The sequence below is a fragment of the Aliigemmobacter aestuarii genome (genome assembly GCF_004799285.1).
Lineage (GTDB): Bacteria > Pseudomonadota > Alphaproteobacteria > Rhodobacterales > Rhodobacteraceae > Aliigemmobacter > Aliigemmobacter aestuarii.
The window spans coordinates 178,544-196,339 of sequence record NZ_SSND01000004.1; the positions used below are offsets into that span (position 1 = coordinate 178,544).

Sequence of the window (17,796 nt, forward strand, 5' to 3'; positions counted from 1 at the left end):
ATGGTAACGCTTGCGTGACGGGCCGATCCGTCTATTCTGCAGGCGAAATCAAGGGTGCCGCAGTGCAGAAACAACAGCCTCTCACCGATTTTTCGGAAATTACGCCCTCGGCCGCGATCCGGACCGAAACGCATGGCTGGCGCGCGAAATGCCTTCAGCGACTGATCCGTCTTGACCTGCCGGTGCCGCGCACGGTGGCGCTGCCCTCGTCGACGGTGCGGGCGATCGCGGCGGGAACCCCGGTGCATTGCGAGGCGATCCTTGCCCATTTCGGCGAGGGGCCGCTGATTTCGGTCCGGCCGAGCCCGGTCAACCCCGATTGGGGCGGGCCGGCCACGGTGCTGAACATCGGGCTGAACCATGCCCGCCACGCCCGGCTGGTGGAAACCCAGGGGCAGGCGGCGGCGGATGAGCTGTTCCTGCGTTTCGTGCAGGGCTATGCGGTGCATGTGGCACGGCTCGATCCCGACATGTTCGAGGGGCTTGACGCCGGGCCGGGGGCGCTGCGCGAGGCGCTCAGGGCCTATCGCGACGAGATGGACGAGGATTTCCCCGAGGATCCGGCGCGCCAGTTGGCCGAGGTGCTGCGGTCGATGGCCCGCGCCTGGGAAGGCACGACGGCGCGGCTCTTGCGGCAGGCCAAGGGCGCGCCCGAGGATGCGGCGCTGGGGCTTGTCGTGCAGCAGATGGCACAGGGGATCGGGCAGGGCATCTCGGGCTCCGGTGTCGTCCAGTTCATCGACCCGGTGACGGGGCAGCCGCAGGTGACCGGCCGCTATCTGGGGCAGAGCCAGGGGCGCGACGCGCTGAAGCGGACCGAGGCGATGTATCTGACGCGCGATCCGAGGGGGCCCTCGCTTGAGGATATCGCGCCCGATCTGTTTGCCGAGCTTCTGCGCCACGGCCGCGCCTGCCGCGACAGGCTGCGCGAGGAGATGCAGATCGAGTTCACGATCGAGGATGGCCGGCTTTCGGTGCTGGACGCGGTCAAGGTGGCGCGGTCGTCGCGCGCGACGCTGCGGGTGGCGGTCGCGCTGGCCGATGACGGGATCATCGACCGCAACGAGGCGGTGTTGCGGGTGGAACCCCGCGCGCTGTCCGAGCTTTTGCATCCTCAGGTCGATCCGCGCGGGCCGCGCGACGTCTTCGTGCGCGGCATCGCCGCTAGTCCGGGGGCCGCCACGGGGCGGATCGTCTTTTCCAGCCAGGCGGCGCAGGCCAGCGCGTCGCGGGGGGAGCCCTGCATCCTTGTGAGGCGCGAAACCACGCCCGAGGATATCCGCGGGATGCATTCGGCCGTGGGCGTGCTGACCGAGCGGGGCGGCATGACCAGCCATGCGGCGGTGATCGGGCGGGGCCTTGGCCTGCCTTGCATCGTCGGCTGTTCCGACCTGCGGCTTGACCCGCGCGACAAGACGCTGCGCGTGCCGGACGGGCGCATCTTCCGCGAGGGTGACACGATCACCGTCGACGGCACCAGCGGTGAGGCGCTGGTGGGGGCCGCCGACATGCTGCCGCCCGCGCTTGACGCCACCTTCCACAAGCTTCTGGGCTGGGCCGACGCGGTGCGCGACATCGGCATCCGCGCCAATGCCGACACGCCTGCCGATGCCAAGACCGCGCGCGATTTCTCGGCGCAGGGGATCGGTCTTTGCCGGACGGAACACATGTTCTTTGACAGCGACCGCCTGATCGTCATGCGCGAGATGATCTTCGCCGACACCCCGGCCGACCGGGCGGCGGCGCTGACGCGGCTTCTGCCGATGCAGCGCGCGGATTTCGTTCAGCTTTTCGACATCATGCAGGGGCTTCCGGTCTGCATCCGGCTGTTCGACCCGCCGCTGCACGAATTCCTGCCGCACAGCCGCGAGGGGTTGCGCGAACTGGCCGAGGCGCTGGACCGGCCGCTTTCGGAAGTGACCCGGCGGGCCGAGGCGCTGGCCGAGTTCAACCCGATGCTGGGCATGCGGGGCGTCCGGTTGGGCGTGGTCCTGCCGGAAATCTACGACATGCAGGCGCAGGCGATCTTCGAGGCGACGGTCGAAATCGGGCGCCGCGCCGATCCGGTCGTGCCCGAGATCATGATCCCGCTGGTGTCGGCGCGGCGCGAGGTCGAACTGGTGAAGACGCGGATCGAGTCGGTGGCGGCGACGGTGCGCACCAAGACAGGCCGGGATTTCGACTATCGGCTGGGGGTCATGGTGGAAACGCCGCGGGCCGCGCTTCGCGCGGGCGAGATCGCGCAGCATGCATCCTTCCTGTCCTTCGGGACGAACGACCTGACGCAGATGACCTATGGCCTGTCGCGCGACGACGCCGGGCGCTTCATGAACACCTATGTCCAGCGCGGTGTCTTCCCCGAGGATCCGTTCCACACGCTGGATGTCGACGGGGTTGGGGAGCTTTTGCTGATCGGGGCGGACCGGGGGCGTCAGACACGCGATGACCTGACGCTTTCGATCTGCGGCGAACACGGCGGGAACCCCGAATCAATCGCCTTCTGCCGTCGTGCGGGTTTCGACTACGTTTCGTGTTCGCCCTACCGCGTGCCGCTTGCGCGGCTGGCGGCGGCCCATCTGGCGCTATTGGATCCGATTCGGAAACACTGAACGATTCCATGCGCTTGTGTGGCTTGCGCACGAAAATGAGGCGTCAGTTGGGCGACATTCCGCCGAACTGAAGGCGATTCGTAGTTGCAATTTTGCCACAGTATATAGACTCCCAGAGTTTTTTCGACTACTGCGCCCCGCTGTTACGAATTGGGGAAGGGTTTTGTCCCCGACTACCTGACTGAAACAGACCGGGAAATACGCCCAATGTGCTTGCGACTGACCTGGGTCACCGCCCTTCTGGCGGGACTGACCTTCGGGGGCGCGGCCTTCGCCGAAGTCACGGTGAGCCAGTCCAACAACCGGATGGTGCCCGATGCGGCATCCCCCCTCGTGCAGGGTGCCGCCGCGCCGCTGGTGGCGTCGGGGACCCGCAAGGGGGCCGGCCTTGCCAGCCTCTTCGGCGGCGGGACCGCGACAAAGGGCGGGCTGAAGCCTGTCAAGGCATCGGCCACCCGCGTGCCCGAAATCAGCTATTCCCGGTCCTTCCTTGCGGGGATGCCGGTCGCCAGCGGCGATACGGAGTGGGAGTGCCTGGCCAAGGCGCTTTACTTCGAGGCCCGAGGCGAAAGCGTGAAGGGCCAGTTCGCCGTGGCCGAGGTGATCCTGAACCGGGTGCAAAGCCCGCGCTATCCCTCGACGATCTGCGGCGTGGTGCATCAGGGTGGCCGGAAGGGGTGCCAGTTTTCCTTCACCTGCGACCGCCACCCCGACCGGATCCGCGAAAAGGCCGCCTGGGCGCAGGCGGGCAAGATTGCCCGGCTGATGATCGACGGGGCGCCGCGTGCGCTGACCGAAGGGGCGACCCATTTCCACACCCGGAATGTCCGGCCGGGCTGGGCGCGCAAGTTTCCGCGCACGGCCGAAATCGGCGCGCATCTGTTCTATCGCCAGCCCGGCGCGGGTACCTGACCGCCGGGGGCGGCAGGGGCATTTGCGCGCCCCGTCGCCAAGGCAGGCAACAAAGAGCCATGCAGAAGATGTCGCTTTACTTGCGCGGGGCTTCGGCTTCGCGCTAAGGGGCAGGGGCCGGGCAGGGTAATCTGCCCGCCGACACGACCGGCCCGAAGGGGGCAGAATGACCAGCGACATCCGCCTTGCCTTTGCCCATCCCGAAGAGCGCGCCGCCGCTTCGGCCAGCGCCGATCCCCGCGACCGGATTTCCTTGCGTGACCACGTGGTCGAGGCCGACATCGGCGCCTTCCAGCAGGAACGGGGTCGTACGCAGCGCCTGCGCTTCAATGTGGTGGTCGAGGTGCGTCCGCATCCCGCGCCGCTTGAGGATGACGTGGACAGGATCCTGTCCTACGACCGGATCACCGAAGCGATTGCCGCCGAACTGGCCGAGGAACGGCTGAACCTGCTGGAAACCCTTGCCGAACGGGTGGCCGAACGCGTCCTGTCCGAACCGCAGGCGATGCGCGTCTTTGTCCGCGTCGAAAAGCTGGATCGCGGGCCGGGGGCGCTTGGCGTGGAAATCGTCCGCAGCCGGGCCGAAGCGCCGTTGCGCGCGGTTGATGCGGCGGGCGACATGCAGGCGCTGCACCCCTTGGTGATCTTTCTGGACAATGCCGCGATTGCCGCGCCTGACCTGTCGGCCCGGCTGGATGCCTGGCAGGCGCGCGGGCTGCCGATGATCCTGACGGTCGGCCTGCCGGACATGCCGCGCCCGCAGACCGGGCACAAGCCCACGCAGCGCCGGATCGACCTTCTGGCCATCGAACAGAACGCCTGGACGCTGGCCGCGCGGGATGACCGCTGCGTGGTCGTGGCCACAAGGACCGAGATCGACTGGGCGATGAAGCACGGGCGCACCATCGTCTGGGCGCCTTCCAAGCTGGTGCTGGATGCGGTTGACGGCCCCCACTCGCGCGAACCCGTGGCGCTGGCCCTGTGGCTGGCCGAGATGACGGCCGCCGAGGGCTTCATCGTTCACGGCGATGTTGCGATCCCGGCAGGAAGCCGCGTAAAGGCCGAACGCGCCTGAGAGGCCGGGCTTGCCAGCCGCCGCGCCGGGGCCTAATCCGGTGGCCATGACATATTACCGCCCCATCGCCATGACCGATCCCGCCCGGCCCGCCGGTGCCCATGCTCTTGCCGGGGGCTGGTGCTGGTTCGACCGGGTCGAGGTGCTGGAACGCGGCGCTGCCCGCCCCGGCCCGGTGATCCCCGCCTCGGATCTTCCCCCCGAGACGCTTGACCGGCTGACCGCGTCGCGGGCGCCCTTGGCCGGTCTGACGATGGACCGCCCCCGCCTGATGGGCATCCTCAACGTCACGCCTGACAGCTTTTCCGACGGCGGGCTGTTCCTCGCCCCCGAGGCGGCGCTGACGCAGGGGCGGATGATGGCGGGCGCGGGCGCCGAGATCATCGACATCGGCGGCGAAAGCACGCGGCCCGGATCGGTCGAGGTGCCGGTGGACGAGGAAATCGCGCGCACCGCCCCGGTGATCGCGGCGCTGCGCGCGGGCAGGATTGCCACGCGGATCTCCATCGACACGCGCAAGGCCGCGGTGGCGCGGGCGGCGTTGGGGGCAGGCGCGGACATCGTCAACGATGTGTCGGCCTTCACCTTCGATCCGGGGCTTCCGGGCGTGGTGGCCGCAACCGGCGCCCCGGTCTGCCTGATGCACATGATCGGCACGCCGCAGACGATGCAGGACGATCCGCAGTATGACGACGTTCTGCTGGACGTCTATGACCACCTCGAGGCGCGCATCGGCGTGGCCGAGGCGTCGGGCATCTCCCGCGACCGGATCATGGTCGATCCCGGTATCGGCTTTGGCAAGACACTGGCGCACAACCTTGACCTGATCCGGGGGCTGTCGCTGTTTCACGGGCTGGGTTGCCCGGTCCTTCTGGGCGTGAGCCGCAAGAAATTCATCGGCACCATCGGCGGCGAGGCGCAGGCCGACCGGCGCGCGCCCGGGTCCGTCGCGGTTGCGCTGGCCGGGGTCGCGCAGGGGGCGCAGGTGTTGCGCGTGCATGATGTGTGGGAGACGCGGCAGGCGCTGGCCCTGTGGCGTTCGGTAACGGGAGAGGGCGCATGAGTCGCAAGCTGTTTGGCACCGACGGGGTTCGCGGACGGGCGAACGACTATCCGATGACCGCCGAAATGGCGCTGAAGCTGGGCGCGGCCGCGGGCCGGTTCTTCCGCCGGGACGGCAGCCCCGGCCACCGGGTTGTGATCGGCAAGGACACGCGGCTTTCGGGCTACATGCTGGAAAACGCGCTGACCGCCGGGTTCACTTCGACGGGGCTGAACGTGCTGCTGCTTGGTCCGGTTCCGACGCCCGCTGTGGGGTTCCTGACCCGGTCGATGCGCGCCGACGTGGGGGTGATGATCTCGGCCAGCCACAACCCGCACCACGACAACGGCATCAAGTTCTTTGGCCCCGACGGTTTCAAGCTGTCGGACGAGGCCGAGGCCGAGATCGAGGCGCTGGTCGCGCAGGATATCCAGCCCGCCCAACCGCAGAACATCGGGCGGGCAAAGCGGATCGACGACGGGCGCGGACGCTATCAGGAATTCGTCAAGACGACCTTTCCGGCCGGGCTGCGGCTTGACGGGCTGAAGGTGGTGATCGATTGCGCGAACGGTGCCGCCTATCGCGCCGCGCCCGAAGTGCTTTGGGAACTTGGGGCCGAGGTCATTCCGGTCGGTGTGGCGCCCAACGGCACCAACATCAACGACCGCTGCGGATCGACGCATCCCGAAACCGCGGCCGAGGCCGTGGTCGCCCATGGCGCGCATGTCGGCATCTGCCTTGATGGCGACGCCGACCGGGTGATGATCATCGACGAGGCGGGCAAGGTGGCCGACGGCGACCAGATCATGGCGCTTCTGGCGGCCCGCTGGGCCGACGAGGGGCGGCTGGCGGGTGGTGCGTTGGTTGCCACGGTGATGTCGAACCTCGGGCTCGAACGGTTCCTGCAAGGGCGTGGGCTGCGTCTGGTGCGGACAGCGGTCGGCGACCGCTATGTCGTCGAGGCGATGCGCGAAGGCGGCTTCAACCTGGGTGGCGAACAATCGGGTCATATCGTGATGACCGATTACGCCACCACCGGCGACGGTCTGATCGCCGGCTTGCAGTTCCTCGCCGAGATGGCACGCACCGGAAAGCCCGCAAGCGACCTGTCACGGGTGTTCGAAACCGTGCCGCAGCTTCTGAAGAACGTCCGCTACAGCGCTGAAAGACAGCCGCTTTCCGACGCACAGGTCAAGGCGCGCATCGCCGAGGCCGAAGCCCGCCTTGCCGGAAAGGGGCGGCTTCTGATCCGCAAGTCGGGAACCGAACCGCTGATCCGGGTGATGGCGGAATGCGAGGATGAAGGGTTGCTGCGCGCCGAGGTCGACGGGATCGTGGCCGCGGTGGAAGCGGCCGCCTAGCGGCGCTGCGACACCGCCAGCCCGCCCAGGATCAGCGCCAGCGCGGCAAAGAACTGCAACGGCAGGCTTTCCTTCAGGAAGACGACCCCGAACAGGACCGACCACAGCGGCACCTGGTAATTCGTCAGCGTCATGAAGGACGGCCCCGCGCTGCGGATCACCGTCACGCGCAGAAGGGCCGCCAATGCGGTGGGGATCAGGCCAAGCGCCACTATGGCCAGCATCGCATCGGGACGCGCCGGTTCCGGCACCCCCTCGACCAGGATCATGGCCGGAACAAGGATCACCGCCCCCACCAGCAGCGTCGCCGCCGCCAGAACGATCGGGTCGATCGGCGGGCAGCGCCGCGTCAGGATGCCGGAAATCGCATAGCAAAGCGCCGCCGCCACGCAGGCCAGTTGCGGAAGGCCCGCGGAAAGGCCCTGCAGGGCGGCCGGCCCGATCAGCATCGCCGCCCCCGCGAACCCCAGCGAAAAGCCAGCTGCCCGCCGGGGCGTCAACCGGTCATCCGGCAGAAAGACATGTGCCAGGGGCAGCACGAACAACGGCACCGCCGCCATCGACAGGCCGGCAAAGGCCGAGGGCACGGATTGCTGGCCCCAGGAAATCAGGAAGAAGGGCAGCGCCGTGGACAGCGCGCCGATCACGGCGACATGGGCCGCCAGCGCCGCGGACCAGCGGGGCAGGGTCCGGCGCATCGCAACCGCCAGCAGCACCAGCGACACGGCGCCAAGCGTGGTGCGGGCGCAGGCCACGGTCAGCGGCCCGTAACCGCGCAGCGCGACCGAGATGACCATGAACGTCCCGCCCCAGATCAGCCCGAGGGCAAGGATCGAAAGCCAGTCATTTCGCGTGGGCTGGGGCATCCGGTCCATCTGGGCAGAATTGTTGGAATTCATGCGATCAGTTTGCCATCCAAGACATTTCTGCCTGTGGATAGATCGAAAAATCACAAGGCACCGACAGCGAAAAGGGCGCGCAACCGGCGCGCCCTTTCCTTGTTTCGCGAAGGCGGATCAGTTGCGCGCCTTGTCCACCATCTTGCCCTTGGCGATCCAGGGCATCATCGCACGCAGTTTGGCACCGACCTGTTCGATCTGGTGTTCGTCATTGATCCGACGGGTCGCCTTGAAGAAGGGCTGGCCCACGGCGTTTTCCTGCATGAAGTCGCGCACGAACTTGCCGGTCTGGATGTCGGTCAGAACCGCCTTCATCCGCGCCTTGGTCTCGTCATAGGGCAGGATGCGCGGGCCCGAGACATACTCGCCATATTCGGCAGTGTTCGAGATCGAGTAGTTCATGTTCGCGATGCCGCCTTCGTAGATCAGGTCGACGATCAGCTTCACCTCGTGGAGGCATTCGAAATAGGCCATCTCGGGCTCGTAGCCCGCTTCGACCAGCGTTTCAAAGCCCATGCGGATCAGTTCCACAAGGCCGCCGCACAGAACGGCCTGCTCGCCAAACAGGTCGGTTTCGCATTCCTGGCGGAAGTTGGTCTCGATGATGCCCGAACGGCCGCCACCGATGGCCGAGCAGTACGACAGCCCGATTTCCATCGCCTTACCGGTCGCGTCCTGATGCACGGCCACGAGGCAGGGCACGCCGCCGCCCTTGACGTATTCGCCGCGCACGGTGTGGCCGGGGCCCTTGGGCGCCATCATGATGACATCGACGCCGGGCTTCGGCTCGATCAGGCCGAAATGCACGTTCAGGCCGTGGGCAAAGGCAATCGCCGAGCCTTCGCGCAGGTTGTCATGGACGTATTTCTTGTAGGTTTCGGCCTGCAGTTCGTCGGGCATGGTGAACATGATCAGGTCGCACCAGGCGGCGGCTTCGGCGATGCCCATGACCTTGAGGCCTTCGGCTTCGGCCTTCTTGGCCGAGGGGCTGCCCGGACGCAGGGCAACGACCAGGTTCTTGGCGCCCGAGTCGCGCAGGTTAAGCGCGTGGGCATGGCCCTGGCTGCCGTAGCCCAGAATGGCGACCTTCTTGTCCTTGATGAGGTTGATATCGCAATCGCGATCGTAATAGACGCGCATCGGGCGCTCCTTTCCTTGCTGATGACGGGCAGGATAGGGATTTTCGCGTCAATGATCGTGCAATCTTTGACGTTTATGCGGAAATATGGAAAGTATCATTCATTGAAAGTTCATAATGTGAAAGATACATGCAGATTGACGATACCGACCGCCGCATCCTGCGCCACCTGCTGGCCGATCCTGCGCTTGGCACGGCCGCGCTGGCAGATCGAGCCGGGGTCACGCAGGCCACCTGCTGGCGGCGGCTCGACAGGCTGCGCGCCGGGGGCATCATCCGCACCCAGGGGGCGCGGATCGACTGGCGGGCGCTTGGATACGAGGTTGAGGTCTCGCTGCGCTTCAGCCTCGACAAGACCAATCCGCGGGCCTTCGATGAATTCATCGACGCCGCGCGCGCCGTACCCGAGGTGGTGGCGATCGAGACCTTTCTTGGCCGCGTCGACGTGCGGCTGAACGTGATCGCCCGTGACATGCGCGATTATCAGGAAATCTATCGCCACCGCATCCTGACCCTGCCGCATATCGCCGACATCGAGGCGCTGATGCTGGTGGCCACGATCAAGGATGAAAGCGCCCTGCCACTATGATCGACCTTGACGACATCGACCGCGCCTTCCTGCGGGCGCTCGCCCGTGACGGCACGCTTTCGGCCGGGGAACTGGGCCGCAGGCACGGGATCAGCCAGCCGCAGGCCTGGCGCCGCATCCGCCGGCTGGAAGAGGCGGGCGTGCTGGCGGGGCAGCGGGTCGAGGTGGACCGCGCGGCGCTTGGCTTCGGCGTGACGGTCTTTCTGGGCGTGAAGCTGGCCACCAAGGGCCGGGTCAGCCTTGAGGATTTCGAACGCGCGGTCACCGCCATCCCCGAAGTGCAGGTCGTTCAGCATGTCCTGGGCCTGTTCGATTACCGACTGCGCGTCGTCGCGCGCGACATCGCGGATTTCGAACGCGTGCTGCGGCGGCGGATCATGACCCTGCCGGGCGTGGGCCAGGTCGAGGCTAACGTGCTTCTGACCGAAGAGCCGCGCCCGGGTCCCATCGGGTGAGGGGGGCTGTCTGCCCCCATCTTTGGCTGCGCCAAATTCACCCCCCGAGGATATTTTCGTCAGGTTGAAAGCAGTTTGAGTCAAACTTGTTTCACTTTGGCTCAAATATCCCGGGGGTGAAGGCCGCAAGGCGCGAGGGGGCAGCGCCCCCTTTTCCCCGCGACGTCCGGGCGCAGGCCCTTGCCGGTCGCGCGGTTTCGGGCGATGGTCTGGCTTCGACCGAGGAGGATGACCGATGACCCGTTTGCCCCATGCTCATGTCGACCCGGACGGGTTGCAGGAATTTTCGGTGGTGTTCACCGACCGTTCGCTGAACCACATGTCCAAGCGTTTCCAGAAGGTGATGCGCGACCTGTCCGAGGGGCTGCGCGAGGTTTACCGGGCCGAGGCGGTGGCGCTGGTGCCGGGCGGTGGCTCCTATGCGATGGAGGCGGTCGCACGCCAGTTCGGGCAAGGATCGGCGCTGATCGTGCGGAACGGCTGGTTTTCCTATCGCTGGACGCAGATTTTCGATGCGGGCGGGTTCGCCCGCGAGACGACGGTGGTGATGGCCCGGCAGGCCGGCAACGATGCGCGCGCGCCCTACGCACCGCCGCCGATCGATGAGGTGGTGGCGAGGATCCGCGAGGTGAAGCCCGATGCGGTCTTTGCCCCGCATGTGGAAACCAGCGCGGGCCTGATCCTGCCGGATGACTACATCGCCGCGATGGCGGCGGCCGCGCATGAGGTGGGTGCGCTGATGGTGCTGGATTGCATCGCCTCGGGCTGCGTCTGGGTGGACATGGCCGCGACCGGCGTCGATGTGCTGATCTCGGCGCCGCAGAAGGGATGGTCGGCCTCGCCCTCGGCCGGGGTGGTGATGCTTTCGGCGCGGGGGGTGGAACGGCTTGAGGCCACCGCCTCGAACAGCTTCGCGCTGGATTTGAAGAAATGGCGCGCGATCATGGCGGCCTATGAGGGTGGCGGGCACGCCTATCATGCGACGATGCCGACGGATGCGCTTCTGGGGTTCCGCGACGCGCTGGACGAGACGCGCGCGATGGGGTTCGAGGCGGCGAAGGCCGCGCAATGGGACCTGGGGCGCCGGGTGCGCGCGATGCTGGCCGAAAAGGGCATCCGGTCGGTTGCGGCGGAGGGGTTCGCCGCACCGGGCGTGGTGGTCAGCTATACCGACGATCCCGACATCCAGAACGGAAAGAAGTTCCTCGCCGAAGGCATGCAGATCGCGGCGGGCGTGCCGTTGCAGGTGGGCGAGGGGGCAGAGTTCCGGACCTTCCGGCTGGGGCTGTTCGGTCTGGACAAGCTGAAGGACGTGGACGGCACGGTCGCCCGCCTTGGTGCAGTGCTGGACCGGGTGCTGTAGGCGCTTCCGGGGGGCGACGGCCCGGATGTGGCAGGACGGGGCGCCGGGATGGCGCCCCTTTTTCTTACCGCACGCCGAGGCCCGCGCGCATCAGCGTCTTGCGCACCGGCGCAAGGGAATAGAGCGCGTTCAGCCCCGCCGCCCGCAGGTCGCGCAGCGGTTGCGCCCCCATCATCGAGGCCCGGTTCAGAAGGTCGATGCCCGTGACGCGGGCCTTCACCTCAAGATGGCGGGCGCGGTGATAGCGGTCGAGCATCGCCGTCTCGCCGATCAGGTGCGGAGCCTCGGTCGCCAGATCCAGAAGCACGCGCAGGTCCGCAAGGCTCATGTTCAGGCCCTGCGCGCCGATGGGCGGAACCACATGTGCGGCCTCGGCCATGAGCGCGGTGCGCTGGCCGGTCATCCGGTCGGCGATCTGGCTGATGATGGGCCAGACGCTGCGGCGGCTGACCAGCGTCAGCGGGCCGAGGATGCCGCAGGAGCGTTCGTTCATCGCGGCCTCGAATTCCGGGACCGGACGGGCGGCAAGGCGCGCCACCTCGGGGCCGCGTTCCATCCAGACGATGGCCGAAGAGGGCAGGCCGTCGCGGTCGGGCAGCGGGACCAGGGTGAAGGGCCCGCCCGAGCGATGGATCTCGGTCGAGACGTTCTGATGCGGGATCGGGTGGGTGGTGGCGAAGGCCAGCGCCTTCTGACCGTAGCGATAGGTCTTCACCCCGATGCCAAGCGCCTGCCGCACTGCCGATCCGCGGCCATCGGCGGCGATCAGCAGGCGCGCGGTGACGCTGCCGCCATCCGACAGGGTGACGCGCGCCTCGGTGTCGCGGGTCAGCACGCCGGTCGTGGCGGTTCCGGGGCGGAAGGTGACGTTGGGCAGGTCTTCCAGCCGCGCAACCATTTCGCGCCGGAGCAGCCAGTTGGGCAGGTTCCAGCCGAAAGGCTGGTCCGAGATGTCGGAGGCGTCGAAATCCTTGGTGATGCGCGGCTCTGCGATCTTCCCGCCTGCATCGATGATGCGCATGACCTGGAGCGCGGCGGCATGGGGTTCCAGCCGGGTCCAGAGCCCGGCCGCCTGAAGCACCGGGATCGACGGTTGCAGGAAAGCGGTCGTGCGCAGGTCGGCGCCCGTATCCGATTCCGCCGTCACCGGCGGGGCCGGGTCGACGCAGATGACGCGAAACCCCGCCGAACCGAAGGCGGCGGCAGCGGACAGGCCCGCCACGCCGCCGCCGGAAATCAGGATGTCGGTTTCGCTGTGGCCCATGATCCGCCTCTTCGGTCCTTTGCCCGAATGTAGGGCGGAACGGCGGGAAGGTCCAACCGACATTCGGTCCTTGGGGGGCTCGGCCGGTCAACGGGCGCGTACCGGGCGCCCGTTGACCGAACGCGACCTGTCAGAGCTGCGAGACGGCGATGAGGAAGAAGAAGACCACCGGCACGGCCGCCAGCGCGACCATCGTCAGGGCGACAACGCCGAAGGTCTTGACCGCCAGCGCCAGAACCACGACCGCCAGCGCCACCAGCGCAAGGATCAGGTTGGCGCCCCGGGTCGAGGCGGGCGCGGCATGGGTGGACGCCGCAGACGCGGCGGTATCGGTCATGGTCATGGGAAACTCCTGTTCGCTTCGCCCCTCACTTGGCGGCGCGGGCGCGTCCTGACTATCGGGCAGGTTGCCGCAGTGCGACAATCTCACGCAGTCCGGCTTTCGCGGTCCGGCTCAGGATGTCAGGCACGACAGAAAGTGACCAAGGTCATCTGTATGATGGTGGATGTGCGGTGCGTGATGCGGGTCGGGGGCGACATGAACGGTGCGCATGCCCATTTCATGCGGGGCGGCAAGGTTGCGCGGGTCATCCTCGAACATGGCGGCGCGGACCGGATCCAGCCCGTCGGCGGCAAAGACCGTTTCGAACGCCGCGCGTTCCGGTTTCGGGCGGAAACCTGCGTGTTCGACCCCATAGACGGCATCGAACAGCCCCGACAGGCCGCGCGCCTCGATCACGCGGCGGGCATAGGGTTCGCAGCCGTTGGTATAGACGATGCGCCGACCCGGCAGGGCGCGGATCCGCGCGGCCAGTTCGGCATCCGGCCGCAGGGCGGAAAAGTCGATGTCATGCACGTCGGTCAGGTATGGCCCCGGATCGACACCATGTTCTGCCATCAGTCCGGCAAGCGTCGTGCCATAGGTTTCCCAGTAGTGGCGGCGAAGATGATCGGCCCGGGCGCGATCGACCTTCAGCGCCTCCATCACCCAGGCGGTCATGCGCTTTTCGATCTGGTCGAAAAGCCGCGCCGAGGGCGGGTAAAGCGTGTTGTCGAGGTCGAAGACCCAATAGGCGACGTGCGAGAACTGATCTGCTGGCATGCGGCAGAGGTAATGCGCTTTTGCCCGCGCGGCAACGGGCAGGGTTGATCCTTTCGCGGAACGATGGATAGTGTCGCGCAGTTCTGACGTATGAAAGGGCCGGGCCGGTGCAGAAGGACGCCTATACGCTGATCCTCGAGGCGATCGAGGGCGGGGATTACAAGCCCGGCGACAGGCTGGTGGAATCTGAACTGGCCGAACGGTTCGGCGTGTCGCGCACCCCCGTTCGCGAGGCGCTGCAGCGTCTGGAAACACAGTCGATGCTGACGCGCGACGGGCGCAGCCTGATCGTGGCGTCGCTGGATCACAACCAGCTGGCCGAGCTTTACATCGTCCGGACCGAGCTTGAGGGGCTGGCCGCGCGTCTGGCCGCGCGCCATGCCACGGACGAGGAAATCCGCGTTCTGCGGTCGATGGTGAACGAGGATCGGGCGATGGTCGGGGGGGACCCGCGCGCGATGAGCCGGGCGAACAAGCGGTTTCACCGGCAGATCCATCTGGCCTCGCACAACCGGTTTCTGATCCAGCAGCTTGACCTTGTTCACAGGTCGATGGCGCTGATGGCCACCACATCCTTCGCGGCCGAAGGGCGGGACGAGGTGGCGATGGATGAACATGACCAGATCGTGCGCGCGATCGAGGCACATGATGGCGACGCGGCCTATACGGCGTTGAAGAACCACATCTCGAAAGCGTTCGAGACGCGCCTGCGGGTGGATGCGGGCGAATTGCGGACGCGATAAGGCGCGCCCAGGGGACGTTGCGGTGGATCAGGTTTGACCCGGCGGCGCGGGTTCGGCGGGGTCGAACAGGCCGTGATGCGTCTTGTCCCACCAGAAGGGCCGGGTGACCAGTTCCCAGGCCGCCTTGTACGAGGCCAGCGCCCCAAGCGGGAAATAGAGGTGCAGCATCGGCACCCAGAGCGGGTTGATGCGGTTCGGCGTCAGCCGCAGCGCCATCACCCCCACGGCCAGAAGCACCGCTTCGGTCGACAGGAAGACCGTGAAGGTCGCCAGTTGCAGCGCAGGTGGCAGCTGCCCCGCGACAGGATGCGGCAACCCCAGCGGCACCGCCCAGAATGACCACAGCACCGGCGCCAGCAGGAACTGCGACAGCGTCGTGGCAAAGAAGATCTGGAATCCCAGGAACTTGCGCCAGCCCAACTGGTGCAGCAACTGCCGCGGGCGGCGCATGTGCACCGCATAGGTCATCATGTAGCCCTTCAGCCAGCGCGACCTTTGCCGGATCCAGGGGATGGTGCGGCAGTTGGCCTCTTCCATCGTGGTGGAGGCGATCACCTCGGTCCGGTAGCCGTGACGGGCAAGCCGCATGCCAAGGTCGGCATCCTCGGTCACGTTATGGGCATCCCAGGCGCCCAGCTGTTCCAGGATGTGGCGGCGAAAGAAGACGGTCGTGCCACCCAGCGGGATGGCAAGGCCCAGCCGTTCCATCCCGGGCAGGATGATGCGGAACCACATCGCATAGTCGATGGTGAAGCAACGCGACAGCCAGTTGGTGTGCGGGTTGTAGAAATCCAGCACCCCCTGCAGGCAGGCCACCCGTTCCGGTCGGGCATGGAACCGTTCGACGACGCGCGTGATCTGGTCGGGGGCGGGGGCATCCTCGGCATCGTAGATGCCCACGAGGCTGCCCCGGCAAGCGGCCAGCGCATGGTTCAGCGCGCGCGGCTTCGTCTTCAGCCCGCCATCGGGTACCACGATGACACGCATCGTTGCCGGCAGTTGTGCCCGGCGCAGGGCCGCGCGGGTCACATGGTCATCCTCTTCGACGACCAGAAGGATATCCAGAAGGTCTGACGGATAGTCGATCCGCCCCAGACGGCGGACAAGGCGGGGGGCGATGTCGGCCTCGTGGTAGAGCGCGACCATGACCGAAACCACCGGCAGGCGCGCGATGGCGGGGGGCGGCGGGTCGGGGGGCTGTCGCCGAAGGGCGGCGAAGGCCGCTGCCGCGCGCAGCATTGTGGCAAGCGCGAGCGTGGCAATGGCCCAGGCAGTCGCGAGCCACAGAAGGGCCAGTGGAAAGAGAATGAGGCTGGCCAGCAGCGCCGCCGCCAGCCCCGTCAGCACGGACCATAGCCGCAAGCCGCCCCAGTCGCGGCAGCTTTCGGCCGGGGCGACCGAGGTTCGGGCGGCGCGGTCAAGCGCCTTGCCACGCAGCGCAAGCAGGGCGCGTTCGATATCGCCTTCGGTGGCCAGCAACGGGCGGACCGGGCCCAGACCGGCCTCAAGCATCGGGAGCAGGGTGTCGAACCGGCGCGGATGGGCGACCGCGACGAACGTGACGCCGCCGATCGAACGCCACGGCAGCACGCCATCGGCCAGGCATCGCGCTGCGCCGATCCTGTCGATCAGCCGGGCATCGGGCCGATCCATGGTCGGGTCGATCACCGTCCAGCCGGTCAGACGCGCATGGGCGCGTGCCAGCGCGGCCTCTGGCACGGCCTGCGCGGCCAGCACGAGATCGGCCAGCGGCTGACCGGTGCTGCGCGCCGTTTCCAGAAGGGGAAGGACACGATCTGCGGGCAACCCCTCGTCATTCAGAAGCGTGCGGGCCAGCGCCTGATCCCCCCCGTGCGGAGCCGGGGTGTGCGTCGATGGCAACCCGGACGGCGCCGCGTCGCGCATGGCCACCCGTTGGCCCGCACCGGCAGCGGCCGGGGCCAACGGATGGCGTGGCAAAAAGTCGTGGTTTTGCAGGGTCATGACAGCCGCCCGGAAAGGACAGCCGATGCTCGCCGCGCAAAGGTTAAGGGCGGGTTAAGACCCGGTTAAGCCGTCAGCGGCGCGTGCATTTTCCCGGCGTCCGTCAGCCTGCGGCGCGACGGGCGCGCATCGCTTCGGCGAAGCGGTCGAACAGGTAATAGCTGTCCTGCGGGCCGGGGCTCGCCTCGGGGTGATACTGGACCGAGAAGACGGGCTTGCCTTCGACCCGGATCCCGCAATTCGTGCCGTCGAACAGCGAGACATGGGTTTCCTTCACGCCTGCGGGCAGGGTCTGGGCATCGACGGTGAAACCGTGGTTCATCGAGGTGATTTCCACCTTGCCGGTTTCCACGTCCTTCACCGGGTGGTTCGCGCCATGGTGGCCGTGGCCCATCTTCACCGTCTTCGCGCCCAAGGCCAGCGCCAGCATCTGGTGGCCAAGGCAGATGCCGAACAGCGGCACATCGGCCTTCAGCACGTCGCGGATCATCGGCACGGCATAGGTGCCGGTCGCGGCCGGGTCGCCGGGACCGTTCGACAGGAACACGCCTTCGGGATTGTGGGCCAGAACCTCTTCGGCGGTGGCGGTGGCAGGCAGCACCGTCACCTCGCACCCCGCGCTGGCAAGGCAGCGCAGGATGTTGCGCTTGGCGCCGTAATCGACGGCGACGACGCGCAGTCCGGGCCCCTCGCGGCGGCTGTAGCCCTCGGGCCAGGCCCAGCGTTTTTCGTCCCAGCGGTAGGATTGCGCGCAGGTCACGTCCTTCGCAAGGTCAAGCCCGACAAGGCCCGACCAAGCGCGGGCCTTCGCCACCAGCGCCTCGATGTCGAAATTGCCGTCGGGGTCATGGGCCAGCGCCACGTTCGGCGCGCCCTGCTGGCGGATCGCCCGCGTCAGGCGGCGGGTGTCGATACCGCCGATCCCGATCCGGCCCTTGGCCTTCATCCACAGTTCAAGGTCCGTCACCGCGCGCCAGTTCGACGGTTCGGTCGGGTCCCATTTCACCACCATCCCGGCGGCGACCGGATCGGCGGTTTCGTCATCCTCGGGGGTCACGCCGACGTTGCCGATATGCGGGAAGGTAAAGGTGACGATCTGCCCCGCGTAGGAGGGATCGGTCATGATCTCCTGATAGCCGGTCATCGCGGTGTTGAACACCAGTTCGGCAACCGTTTCCCCGGTCGCCCCGAAGCCGTGGCCATAGAAGACCGTCCCATCGGACAGCGCGAGGCAGGCGGTGGGTTTCACGTTCTGTGGCAT

General features: G+C 67.3%; 16 protein-coding genes. 9 read left to right on the top strand and 7 right to left on the bottom strand.

From position 1 onward, the window contains the following. The first annotated feature begins 62 nt into the window (after positions 1-62). From E7811_RS14460 to glmM, 5 genes are all read left to right on the top strand, one after another. Positions 63-2,609 (top strand): putative PEP-binding protein, encoded by a 2,547-nt coding sequence (locus tag E7811_RS14460; protein ID WP_136395378.1) that lies wholly within the window; start codon positions 63-65, stop codon positions 2,607-2,609. 207 nt (positions 2,610-2,816) lie between these two features. Continuing rightward, positions 2,817-3,521, top strand: coding sequence for a cell wall hydrolase (locus E7811_RS14465; RefSeq protein ID WP_168733042.1), 705 nt, complete (start codon positions 2,817-2,819; stop codon positions 3,519-3,521). A 166-nt stretch (positions 3,522-3,687) separates the two neighbouring features. After that, positions 3,688-4,596 carry a dihydroneopterin aldolase gene (locus E7811_RS14470; RefSeq protein WP_136395379.1) on the top strand — a complete coding sequence of 303 codons (909 nt, stop codon included), beginning with the start codon at positions 3,688-3,690 and terminating at the stop codon, positions 4,594-4,596. A 46-nt stretch (positions 4,597-4,642) separates the two neighbouring features. Next, positions 4,643-5,659 (top strand): dihydropteroate synthase, encoded by a 1,017-nt coding sequence (gene folP / locus E7811_RS14475; protein WP_136395380.1) that lies wholly within the window; start codon positions 4,643-4,645, stop codon positions 5,657-5,659. Next, entirely contained in the window at positions 5,656-6,999 is a 1,344-nt protein-coding gene (gene glmM / locus E7811_RS14480) for a phosphoglucosamine mutase (RefSeq protein WP_136395381.1), read from the top strand. Before folP ends, glmM begins: the two co-directional genes overlap by 4 nt. On the opposite strand, the gene E7811_RS14485 is transcribed toward glmM, so the two are convergent. Then, positions 6,996-7,898 (bottom strand): DMT family transporter, encoded by a 903-nt coding sequence (locus E7811_RS14485; RefSeq protein WP_246020470.1) that lies wholly within the window; start codon positions 7,896-7,898, stop codon positions 6,996-6,998. The two genes, glmM and E7811_RS14485, sit on opposite strands and share 4 nt — an antisense overlap. 117 nt (positions 7,899-8,015) lie before the next feature. Continuing rightward, positions 8,016-9,038, bottom strand: a complete 1,023-nt coding sequence (gene ilvC, locus E7811_RS14490) for a ketol-acid reductoisomerase (RefSeq protein WP_136395382.1) — start codon at positions 9,036-9,038, stop codon at positions 8,016-8,018. A gap of 128 nt (positions 9,039-9,166) precedes the next feature. Between ilvC and E7811_RS14495 the strand changes: the two genes are divergently transcribed. The 3 genes from E7811_RS14495 (at position 9,167) to E7811_RS14505 (ending at position 11,443) form a co-directional block, all read left to right on the top strand. Then, on the top strand, positions 9,167-9,625 hold the full coding sequence (locus E7811_RS14495) for an Lrp/AsnC family transcriptional regulator (RefSeq protein WP_136395383.1): 459 nt from the start codon (positions 9,167-9,169) through the stop codon (positions 9,623-9,625). Beyond that, positions 9,622-10,080, top strand: a complete 459-nt coding sequence (locus E7811_RS14500) for an Lrp/AsnC family transcriptional regulator (RefSeq protein WP_136395384.1) — start codon at positions 9,622-9,624, stop codon at positions 10,078-10,080. The genes E7811_RS14495 and E7811_RS14500 overlap by 4 nt, the downstream gene beginning before the upstream one ends. A gap of 235 nt (positions 10,081-10,315) precedes the next feature. Beyond that, positions 10,316-11,443, top strand: coding sequence for an aminotransferase class V-fold PLP-dependent enzyme (locus tag E7811_RS14505; protein WP_136395385.1), 1,128 nt, complete (start codon positions 10,316-10,318; stop codon positions 11,441-11,443). 64 nt (positions 11,444-11,507) lie between these two features. On the opposite strand, the gene E7811_RS14510 is transcribed toward E7811_RS14505, so the two are convergent. The 3 genes from E7811_RS14510 to E7811_RS14520 form a co-directional block, all read right to left on the bottom strand. After that, positions 11,508-12,707: a UbiH/UbiF family hydroxylase gene (locus E7811_RS14510; RefSeq protein WP_136395386.1), complete on the bottom strand. Its 1,200-nt coding sequence runs from the start codon at positions 12,705-12,707 to the stop codon at positions 11,508-11,510. 130 nt (positions 12,708-12,837) lie between these two features. Then, on the bottom strand, positions 12,838-13,050 hold the full coding sequence (locus tag E7811_RS14515) for a hypothetical protein (protein ID WP_136395387.1): 213 nt from the start codon (positions 13,048-13,050) through the stop codon (positions 12,838-12,840). 111 nt (positions 13,051-13,161) lie between these two features. Beyond that, positions 13,162-13,809 carry a pyrimidine 5'-nucleotidase gene (locus E7811_RS14520; RefSeq protein ID WP_136395388.1) on the bottom strand — a complete coding sequence of 216 codons (648 nt, stop codon included), beginning with the start codon at positions 13,807-13,809 and terminating at the stop codon, positions 13,162-13,164. 107 nt (positions 13,810-13,916) lie between these two features. On the opposite strand from E7811_RS14520, the gene E7811_RS14525 reads away from it, so the two are divergent. Beyond that, entirely contained in the window at positions 13,917-14,552 is a 636-nt protein-coding gene (locus E7811_RS14525; RefSeq protein ID WP_136395389.1) for a GntR family transcriptional regulator, read from the top strand. A 27-nt stretch (positions 14,553-14,579) separates the two neighbouring features. On the opposite strand, the gene E7811_RS14530 is transcribed toward E7811_RS14525, so the two are convergent. Both E7811_RS14530 and carA read right to left on the bottom strand, forming a co-directional pair. Beyond that, positions 14,580-16,535, bottom strand: coding sequence for a glycosyltransferase (locus E7811_RS14530; RefSeq protein WP_246020471.1), 1,956 nt, complete (start codon positions 16,533-16,535; stop codon positions 14,580-14,582). A gap of 103 nt (positions 16,536-16,638) precedes the next feature. After that, positions 16,639-17,796, bottom strand: a complete 1,158-nt coding sequence (gene carA, locus E7811_RS14535) for a glutamine-hydrolyzing carbamoyl-phosphate synthase small subunit (protein WP_136395390.1) — start codon at positions 17,794-17,796, stop codon at positions 16,639-16,641.

Excerpts from the sequence above, each read along its gene's own strand:
- E7811_RS14465 (WP_168733042.1), top strand. The coding sequence starts at position 2,817 with ATGTGCTTGCGACTGACCTGGGTCACCGCCCTTCTGGCGGGACTGACC.
- E7811_RS14470 (WP_136395379.1), top strand. The coding sequence starts at position 3,688 with ATGACCAGCGACATCCGCCTTGCCTTTGCCCATCCCGAAGAGCGCGCC.
- folP (WP_136395380.1), top strand. The coding sequence starts at position 4,643 with ATGACATATTACCGCCCCATCGCCATGACCGATCCCGCCCGGCCCGCC.
- glmM (WP_136395381.1), top strand. The coding sequence starts at position 5,656 with ATGAGTCGCAAGCTGTTTGGCACCGACGGGGTTCGCGGACGGGCGAAC.
- E7811_RS14485 (WP_246020470.1), bottom strand. The coding sequence starts at position 7,898 with ATGAATTCCAACAATTCTGCCCAGATGGACCGGATGCCCCAGCCCACG.
- ilvC (WP_136395382.1), bottom strand. The coding sequence starts at position 9,038 with ATGCGCGTCTATTACGATCGCGATTGCGATATCAACCTCATCAAGGAC.
- E7811_RS14495 (WP_136395383.1), top strand. The coding sequence starts at position 9,167 with ATGCAGATTGACGATACCGACCGCCGCATCCTGCGCCACCTGCTGGCC.
- E7811_RS14500 (WP_136395384.1), top strand. The coding sequence starts at position 9,622 with ATGATCGACCTTGACGACATCGACCGCGCCTTCCTGCGGGCGCTCGCC.
- E7811_RS14505 (WP_136395385.1), top strand. The coding sequence starts at position 10,316 with ATGACCCGTTTGCCCCATGCTCATGTCGACCCGGACGGGTTGCAGGAA.
- E7811_RS14510 (WP_136395386.1), bottom strand. The coding sequence starts at position 12,707 with ATGGGCCACAGCGAAACCGACATCCTGATTTCCGGCGGCGGCGTGGCG.
- E7811_RS14515 (WP_136395387.1), bottom strand. The coding sequence starts at position 13,050 with ATGACCATGACCGATACCGCCGCGTCTGCGGCGTCCACCCATGCCGCG.
- E7811_RS14520 (WP_136395388.1), bottom strand. The coding sequence starts at position 13,809 with ATGCCAGCAGATCAGTTCTCGCACGTCGCCTATTGGGTCTTCGACCTC.
- E7811_RS14530 (WP_246020471.1), bottom strand. The coding sequence starts at position 16,535 with ATGACCCTGCAAAACCACGACTTTTTGCCACGCCATCCGTTGGCCCCG.
- carA (WP_136395390.1), bottom strand. The coding sequence starts at position 17,796 with ATGCCACAGAACGTGAAACCCACCGCCTGCCTCGCGCTGTCCGATGGG.